Here is a 6104-nt window from a genome sequence, read left to right on the forward strand (position 1 = left end):
AACTGTTAATCAGGGGGTCGTTGGTTCGAGTCCAACTTCGGGCGCCAAGATGTTCAAAAAGCCGCGACGTGTCGCGGCTTTTTGTTTGCGTGCCCTCACCGTGCCGCACAGCTCACAGAGCTGGTGTAGCGCACGGTGCGGGCTCTTCCTGAATTGTTGACCACCACGTCAGCTAGTCGCCGAGCGTTGCTGCAGAGTCTGATGGTGATGTTGGTCCCGTTGCTGCGGCCGTTCGGCAGGAAACGAACGATTGATCTTCCAACTGTGCTGGTGATGTCGAGGCCGCCGGTGGAGGAGGCGTGTTCGACTCTGATAACGGATGCGGCACTTAACGGCTGCCCGCCGCGCTCCGGATCCTTGAATAGGATCCATCCGTAGCTCCAGTTGCGATCTTTCCGGCAACGTGTTCCGTCCGTAGAGGGGCAAATGCTGACAGGCGCGCCTTGCGTAACGGCAAAACTTCTGGCCATCGCAAGATGTGTGGTCAGCAAATGCACGCGTGTGGTCGCTCGCTGCCACTCGATGAGGCTTTTGAAGTTGGGCATGCCGATAGCTGCGCCGATGCCGATGATCGCCATCACGATAAGCAACTGGACTGCGGTGTACCCTCTCGCCCTCGAATAGCCTGCTGCATCCATGGCGCCTCTCCTTGAAGTGGAGCAAGCAGTCTCAACATTGGTTGTCTGCCAGGTAACGCTGCCTCGACTTGTATGGCTGTCAGGGTTCTACCAATTCTGGCCTCCGTAAATTCGTGCAGCCTCCTTCCCCGAGATCCGCTCCATGACCGACCGCTTTGAACTTGTCTCCCCATACTCGCCAGCGGGCGACCAGCCTGCCGCCATCAACAAGTTGGTGGCCAATTTCGAGGCTGGACTGGCCAAGCAGACGTTGTTGGGGGTGACTGGTTCGGGCAAGACCTATACCATTGCCAATGTCGTCCAGCAGGTGCAGAAGCCGACCTTGGTGATGGCGCCGAACAAGACGCTGGCGGCGCAGTTGTATGGCGAGTTCAAGTCGTTCTTCCCGCACAACGCGGTGGAGTACTTCGTCAGCTATTACGACTACTATCAGCCGGAGGCTTACGTGCCGTCGTCGGACACCTTTATCGAGAAGGACAGTTCGATCAACGAACACATCGAGCAGATGCGCTTGTCGGCGACCAAGACCTTGCTGTCGCGGCGCGATTCGCTGGTGGTCGCAACAGTGTCGGCAATCTATGGCCTCGGCGCGCCGGAGGACTACCTGTCGCTGCGGCTGATCCTGTCGGTTGGCGAGCATATCGATCAGCGCCAGTTGATCCGCCATCTCACCGATCTGCAGTACACCCGTAACGAGTTCGAACTCACACGCGGCGCCTTTCGCGTGCGCGGCGAGGTGCTGGATGTGTTTCCGGCAGAATCGGATACCGAGGCTTTGCGCATCGAGTTGTTCGATGGCGACATCGAGCAGCTCACGCTGTTCGATCCGCTGACCGGCGAAACCTTGCGCAAGCTGCAGCGCTACACCGTCTACCCGAAAACGCATTACGCAACGACGCGCGAGCGCACGTTGAGTGCGGTGGACACCATCAAAGAAGAGTTGAAAGAGCGTCTTGAACAACTCTACGCACAGAACAAGTTGGTCGAGGCCCAGCGTCTGGCGCAGCGCACCCAATTCGATTTGGAAATGATGGCCGAGGTGGGTTTCTGCAATGGTATCGAAAACTACTCGCGGCATCTCACCGGCAAGGCGCCCGGCGAGCCGCCGCCGACCCTATTCGATTACCTGCCGCCGGACGCGCTGCTGGTCATCGACGAATCGCATGTGACCATTCCGCAGATCGGCGCGATGTACAAAGGCGACCGTTCGCGTAAGGAAACGCTGGTGGAGTTCGGCTTCCGCTTACCGTCTGCGCTGGATAACCGGCCTTTGCGCTTCGAAGAGTGGGAGGCGCGTTCGCCGCGTAGCATCTATGTCTCGGCGACGCCCGGTCCTTACGAGCTGCGTGAGTCGGCCGGCGAGGTCACGGAGTTGGTGGTGCGCCCGACCGGTTTGATCGACCCGGTCGTGGAGATCCGCCCGGTTGGCACACAGGTCGACGACCTCATGTCCGAGATTCACGAGCGCATCAAGCTCGGTGACCGCGTGCTGGTGACAACGCTCACCAAGCGCATGTCGGAGAATCTCACCGAGTACCTGGGCGAGCACGGAATCCGCGTGCGCTACCTGCACTCTGATATCGACACGGTCGAGCGCGTGGAGATCATCCGCGATCTGCGCTTGGGCAAGTTCGATGTGCTGGTCGGCATCAATCTGCTGCGCGAGGGCTTGGACATGCCGGAAGTCTCGCTGGTGGCGATCCTGGATGCCGACAAGGAAGGCTTCTTGCGGTCGACCGGTTCGCTGATCCAGACCATTGGCCGTGCCGCACGCAATCTGCGCGGCAAGGCCATTTTGTATGCCGACAAGATGACGCGCTCGATGCAGGCGGCGATCGACGAGACAGATCGTCGCCGCGAGAAGCAGGTCGAGTACAACCTGGAACATGGCATCACGCCGAAATCCGTCGAGCGGCCCATCTCCGACATCATGGAAGGTGCGCGCGAAGATGCAGCCGAGAAGAAGGCGGGCAAGGGGCGTTCGAAGTCGCGCCAGGTCGCCGAGGAGACGCCCGATTACCGCGCCATGAAGCCCGCAGAAATCGCTGGCAAGCTCAAGAGCCTGGAGCAGAAGATGTATCAGCACGCCAAGAATCTGGAGTTCGAGGCCGCAGCTCAGATTCGCGACCAGATCCAGAAGCTGAAAGCGGCAAGCTTGGGCTAGGGCGGGGCAGTATCCGGGTGCGGTGAGGGCTTGTGGTCCATGAATCCCTGCGCTAGAATGCGCGCCCTGCATAGCGCAATGCTGATGCAGAAAGCGGGCGGTTAGCTCAGCGGTAGAGCACTACCTTGACATGGTAGGGGTCACAGGTTCGAACCCTGTACCGCCCACCACCTTAACGGGTGGAACTCATTGAATCTAAAGAAACTAATTGAATACCGTTGAACTGCCATGCACGGTGATTCGGAGCCGTTTTTTGTTAGCTGATGGCCCAACAGTGGCCCAGCATTTCAAAGCGAATTGTTGTTGTTGACTGCGTTATTGGCTACTGCTATTCAGAGCGCATGGACTCGCGCTTCGAAGCACAACTGATCACTGCGACTCTGCAGGCTAAAATCCTGAAGTGGCTGGGGGCAGGTGTGGTGGTCATGGGCCTTGCAATGATTGTGGTGCAGGTCTTCATTGACTTGAGTTCATCGGTTTCTCCAATCGTGGGCCTTGTGATCAGCTTGGTTCCTGCGCTAATCGTGTTCGCATTGGCGTCGGTGATCTCATTTATCAGCTCTGGTTTATGTCTTCGATTTGGGCACTCTCAGACCAGAACTAGCAATGCATCTGAGTCCGTCTTGCGCCTTTCCGACCCACCAAGTGGCCAAGACGAGCCCCCGCGCCCCCCGGGCGCGGCGTAACGGGCTCCCGGCGGCTACTTCGGCCGCCCGCGCGGCACTTTCCTAAGTCCAGCCCGCTCTGCGCCATGCGCTGCTTCGCCGCGCGTATGACAAGGGCAAATCATGGCCATTGAATCTTCTGCGGTCGCTTTACCTACTCCCCGTGCTATCCCTACCATCGAGTCCAGCCGCACTCTGGCTGTGCCAGATATGGCGCGCCTGCTTCAGCTCTCCGAAACGACGATCCGTACCTACGCGACGGCACATCGCTACCTGCATCTGATCCCGCGTCCATTCAAACGACCTGGCGGGCGCAGGCTGCTGTGGAATGCGGATGAAGTCCTGGCTTGGTTGGAGTCCGGTAGGCCTCCTTCCGTCCCTCCGCCGCGCAAACGCCGGGGGCGCCCTACGAAAGCCGAGCAGGCTGCTCGAGCGCGAAAGAATGAAGGGGCTGTGCCGTGATTATTGTTCGTGAGCGTCGGCACTCACGGTTCGAGATCCTTCCACATGAACTACTCATGGATCAGCGATTGTCGTTCAGAGCACGTGGAATCGCCGTGCGGCTACTAGCCAACATGGACGGCTACAGGATGAGCGCAGGGGATCTGGCGAGGCAGTCTCCTGGCGAAGGACGCTACGTCGTTCTGAAGGCTCTCCGTGAGCTTGAGGACCTCGGCTATCTGTTGAGGATATAGACAGCAGGATGCCCGAGGAAGGTGGTCCACCATCGTGACGATTACGGACGCTCCAAGCGCCTCCGCCGCCGGAGTGCAGCCATTGCACTCCGCTGATATCACCGAAGTGCAATCACCGGACGTCGGTCCACCAACTCCCGGACATCCGGCGTTCGGTGCACCGAAGTTCGGTCCATTGGATTCTAAAAGCACTAATACGAAGACCAGGACGAAGATCACTACTACTACCCACACCGCCCCCTCGGCGCTGAATCTGAATGTGCCATCTCGGTTAGATGTCGAACAGCAGCAAGCGGTAGTGCAGATGTTGGCCGGCATCCGGGAGGAGTTGCAGCAGACGCTGTTGGACGAGTTGACCGGTGCGTTGGCCAGTGCAAGGCCGCCCAACCGACCGGTCTCATGGTTTCGGGCATTAGTTGCTCGGGCCAGCAGAGGCGAGTACGTTCCAGACTTGGCGGTAGCGGTTGCTGGAGCTCGAAAGCGGCAAGAAGCGGAGGCTCAAGCTGCGCGTAAGCGCCAGGAGGAGGCTGCAGCTGCGGAGATGAGGCGTCGTGATCCAGTCACGCGTACGAAGAGGATGGCGGCCATGCAGGCCGCTTTGGCGGCCCTCAACGATTAGAGGATTCAGCAGTGGGGCCAGAATTGTGTGGAATCCGGGCGATCCTGTTTGACGTCTACGGGACCCTGGCATGGATCCCACATCCCACTCGTCCCTATCGAGCGCTGCTAAATCTTGCGAAAGCTCAATGCATAGAGCCGCCAGCGGCTGCAGTGACCGTCTTCATGTCTCGGAGAAGAGGGTCGGCAGGGATTCGTGTAAAAAACAGCCAAAAGTGAGCTAACTTGCTGTCAGAAAAGAAATTTTTCACAACTTCTTGCCGGCCCTCCAGATGGGTCCAGGACCGCCTTCATGTCTGCGCCTCGCCTCCGGTCGTCGAGGGTTGCCAGGATCCCCCGAAGTTGTGTGCTGCTGTGCGGATTCGGCAAGTAGTGGAGGGACCAGAGATCTTTTAGTCTTGGGCGACCATCTTTTCTATAAAGAGCTATGCCTGATGGATCCCATTCGTCCGCGCACGCCAAGTCCTGCCCACGAACTTCTGGCCGGACCCCAGCCGGATAGGGTTCAGCCGCAGCCGACTGCAGATCGTGGGGGGGCTCCCCCTGCGGGCAGCCCCCTGGATGGCTTGCCCGCTCGACGGACGATGTCCCGAACCCGTCTCCCGTCTCCCCCTGCACCCTTGCCTGCGTTCTCAGCGGGCAGTTTCAGCGATTTGCTCCGTCAGTTCGATCCGTCGCTTCTTGATACATCGCTTTTTGATTCGATGTCTGCCTTCGGCGCGCCTCATACAGAGGCTGCCTCAGGAGAGGGGGATGAGGTGCAATCGGGTCTGCGTGCAGCCGATGACCCGCAAGCCACCGTGCAGGTCGCTGTGACGGCCGCGCGACTGCCGCGCGCCAAGCCGGCGCCGCGACGGCGTGCTGCGCACACCTCTGACGCTTCGCCGACCGGGCAGGTCGATCTATGCACGCTCGGCTACAGCCAGCAGCAGCAAGAGAAGATCAAACTGAAGGCTCGTTCGACAGTAGCACAGCACCACGAGGCACTGATCGGCCATGGGTTTACACGTGCGCACATCGTTGCGCTCAGCCAACACCCGGCAGCCTTAGGGACCGTCGCTGTCAAGTACCAGGCCATGATCGCGGCGTTGCCGGAGGCGACACACGAAGACATCGTTGGCGTCGGCAAACAGTGGTCCGGCGCACGCGCCCTGGAAGCATTGCTCACGGTGTCGGGAGAGTTGAGAGGTCCACCATTACAGTTGGACACAGGTCAACTTCTCAAGATTGCAAAACGTGGCGGCGTGACCGCGGTGGAGGCAGTGCATGCATGGCGCAATGCACTGACGGGCGTTCCCCTGAACCTGACCCCGGACCAGGTGGT

Annotated in this window: 3 protein-coding genes, 1 tRNA gene and 1 pseudogene; 4 read left to right on the plus strand and 1 reads right to left on the minus strand. The window is 59.6% G+C overall.

Annotation, left to right across the window (positions count from 1 at the left end):
- Positions 1-95 precede the first annotated feature (95 nt).
- Positions 96-638, minus strand: coding sequence for a GspH/FimT family pseudopilin (locus tag XBLMG947_RS22235; protein ID WP_083993309.1), 543 nt, complete (start codon positions 636-638; stop codon positions 96-98).
- Positions 639-780: 142 nt separating this feature from the next.
- On the opposite strand from XBLMG947_RS22235, the gene uvrB reads away from it, so the two are divergent.
- The 4 genes and pseudogenes from uvrB to XBLMG947_RS22250 all read left to right on the plus strand — a co-directional run.
- Positions 781-2802, plus strand: a complete 2022-nt coding sequence (gene uvrB, locus XBLMG947_RS20570) for an excinuclease ABC subunit UvrB (protein ID WP_065470377.1) — start codon at positions 781-783, stop codon at positions 2800-2802.
- 95 nt (positions 2803-2897) lie between these two features.
- A tRNA-Val gene (locus XBLMG947_RS20575) sits at positions 2898-2972 on the plus strand.
- 705 nt (positions 2973-3677) lie between these two features.
- Positions 3678-3929: a MerR family transcriptional regulator gene (locus XBLMG947_RS24290; RefSeq protein WP_104537013.1), complete on the plus strand. Its 252-nt coding sequence runs from the start codon at positions 3678-3680 to the stop codon at positions 3927-3929.
- A 1285-nt stretch (positions 3930-5214) separates the two neighbouring features.
- Positions 5215-6104: pseudogene (locus tag XBLMG947_RS22250) on the plus strand (type III secretion system effector avirulence protein AvrBs3); the annotation flags it as partial.

Source organism: Xanthomonas bromi (assembly GCF_900092025.1).
Lineage (GTDB): Bacteria > Pseudomonadota > Gammaproteobacteria > Xanthomonadales > Xanthomonadaceae > Xanthomonas > Xanthomonas bromi.

Excerpts from the sequence above, each read along its gene's own strand:
- XBLMG947_RS22235 (WP_083993309.1), bottom strand. The coding sequence starts at position 638 with ATGGATGCAGCAGGCTATTCGAGGGCGAGAGGGTACACCGCAGTCCAG.
- uvrB (WP_065470377.1), top strand. The coding sequence starts at position 781 with ATGACCGACCGCTTTGAACTTGTCTCCCCATACTCGCCAGCGGGCGAC.
- XBLMG947_RS24290 (WP_104537013.1), top strand. The coding sequence starts at position 3,678 with ATGGCGCGCCTGCTTCAGCTCTCCGAAACGACGATCCGTACCTACGCG.